Annotated in this window: 1 protein-coding gene; it reads right to left on the reverse strand. The window is 59.3% G+C overall.

Annotation, left to right across the window (positions count from 1 at the left end):
* A partial coding sequence (locus K8I04_07425) for a Tn3-like element IS1071 family transposase (GenBank protein MBZ0071542.1) occupies window positions 1-2,415 on the reverse strand: 2,415 nt, incomplete at its 3' end.
* Window positions 2,416-2,560 lie beyond the last annotated feature (145 nt).

A 2,560-nucleotide genomic window follows, 5' to 3' on the forward strand; every position in this document is an offset into this window, starting at 1 on the left:
GCTCATGACCGAGGCTGCCAGGTGCACCAGACTATCCCAATGCTTTTCGATCAAAGCGACGTCGACATTGGCTTCGCACACCGCAGCGATTTCTGCGGGCACTTTGGTGCCGCGTGGCACAAAGAGGTGGCGCTGTTTGAGTTCCTTCAACCGCGGGCAAAGATCAAAACCAAGCAAACGGGCATGTGACATGGCAAAGTCGGTGTAGCCATGGGTATCCACAGCAAGCTGGCTGGTCTCCAGCTTTTCTTGGCGGATGACACCTTCAATGGCCACGCCCGCCTGGCGCTCATTGAGCACAAAGGGCTGCGCATGGAAGATGCCCCACCGGTCTTTTACATGGGAGTAGATTCCAATGGAAGGTGTGTTGCGCCGAGGATCAAGCCGGGCTTGCCACACCCGTTTGGTGGTCTCCATGCTCATCATGTCAGAAGATGCCAAATCGGACCGCCCCCAGGTGGCGGCAATCGGGTGTCGCTGCATGAATTCCAGCACAGCCTGGCAGGCCTGGCTCAGACGCCGTTCGTCCCGCGCCCAGCGCATGGCCTGGCGAATGCTGGTGGCAGACAATTGCGGAATCATGCGCGCGCATTCGACCGCAGTCAGACTGGTGCCGTGGGCCATGATGCCGGCATAGACCATCAGCAGCTCGTCGGTAGAGCGCGGCTCACGTCCGAGCATGATCCAGCTAAAGCGCACCTGGGCGTCAACGGCCAGAATCACTTCCGGCAATTGAACCTCACCGATGCGGTGATCCAAAGCCGCGCGCAGCTTGGTCACTTCTGGGTCTTCGTCCTCTGCGGGCAATGGCGACAAATGGAGTTCATCATCCACGCGCAGTACGCCACTGCGGGCTGCAGCGGCCACCGCATCGACACCGGCAGTTACTCTGGCCAGCAAAGGCTTCAAGAAAGTGGCAGCCTTGCTGGGTAACGATAGACGGGCATAGTGTTTCTTGGACTCTGCCTGCCAACGCTCGTCCGTGAAGAACAAGCGCGCACGACCCCGAAAGCTCAGGCTGTGCTCAATCCAGACCGAGCCATTGCGCACCGCGCGGCGCAGGGCAAACAGGGTGGCCACCTCCAACGCCTGAAACGCCCGTTCCCGGTCTGGGCTGGAGATCGAAACCTGCCAGATCATTCCCAGACTTGGTGCCACCACTTCAACTGGCAGCTTTCTGGATCCTTTGAGATATAAAGCTTGCAGCTTGGCAAGGTACTCGATGGCAGGATGCTCGCCGGTGGCCTGCCAGGGCAGCTTTGCAATGGCGACGAGCAACGACCGCACGGGGCGAATTCCATCAATCAATCCCTCGCGGACCAGGGAGGCCCTGCTCGGTGGTTTGCGTTTCTGGGTTTCGGTGATCAAGGCTTCAAGACGGGCACGCAACTCAGCATCTGGCACCGCACCTTGCGCGCTCAAGGCAACAAGTTCGCCGAGCAGCGTTTTGTACATTGCGGCCCAATTGACGGTAGCGGGGACATCGGCGGCAGCCTGACGCCACAGATCGGCGATCCGGCGCTGCACCATAAGGATCAACTGGTCTGTGGTGGTGAACAGGCAATACCGAAGAAAGCATGCGACCTCCACGGTGCGCGCTGGCTCTTTGATCTTGGCTCCGGCTGAGGGCGGCCTGGAGACAAGTCGGCGCGCGTAGCGGCGCAAGATGAGATCGGGGATGTCTGCCAGGTGCTTATGAACGTCCAGCGTGTAAAGCAGGTCGATGCGCTCCAGTACCTCGCTGATTTGGCGGGTTGAGTGTTTCGCCGGTGCAGCCCATAGCCAACTCTGCTGGGTTTGTCCATCTGGGCGCAGCTCTGAAACTGAGGCTCGCCAGCGATCAAGTGTTGCTGGATCAACGCTGGCGGCGATGGCGGTGCCTGTTTCAACTTCAAGCTGGGCAAGTGCCGCCGCAATCAGTGTCCGAATTGCCCGCTCGTGCACGATCACCAGCTTGTTCTTGTACAGCCATTGACGCGCCCGCACGAGTAGCTGATCGCGGTCGGCGCAGCGCGCCACTTCGTCGCGCAGTTCACGTACCAGTGAGCGGCGCTGGTGCTCGCTCATCCACTGGAATCCAAGGACCGTGCAGGCTACTTGTTGGTGATCGAATAGCGTGCGCCCGCGTTCATACATGGCTCTCAGCGAGGCGACTTCTGGTGCTGCAATGCCAAGCTCGTTGCCAAGGTGGCGCCACAAGGCTACTGGAATTACCCGAAAGGCACCGAGCAAACGCCCACTCATGCGCAGGAAACCAATATGGAGCGCCAGACCAAGCTTGTGGGAATCACCTCGGCGTGCATTGATTGCGTCGCGCTCGGCACCATCGAAGGTGAAAAATGCCTTCATCTCGAAGTCGCTGATATCGCGGGGGAGCCCACGCATCCCCAAAAACGTTGTGTGCCAACCCTGCATCGTGAACCTCAAAAGTGGGAGGCCACCATACCCGTTTACAAAGCGAACAGGAAAGTCAATGAAATCAACGGTCTACCCAGACCACCCCCGCGCCAGTGCTAGCTTTGCGTACCGTCACTTATTGCACTGAAAACGAGGAGACCCC

This window comes from Gammaproteobacteria bacterium (assembly GCA_019911805.1).
GTDB lineage: Bacteria > Pseudomonadota > Gammaproteobacteria > Thiohalobacterales > Thiohalobacteraceae > JAHJQQ01.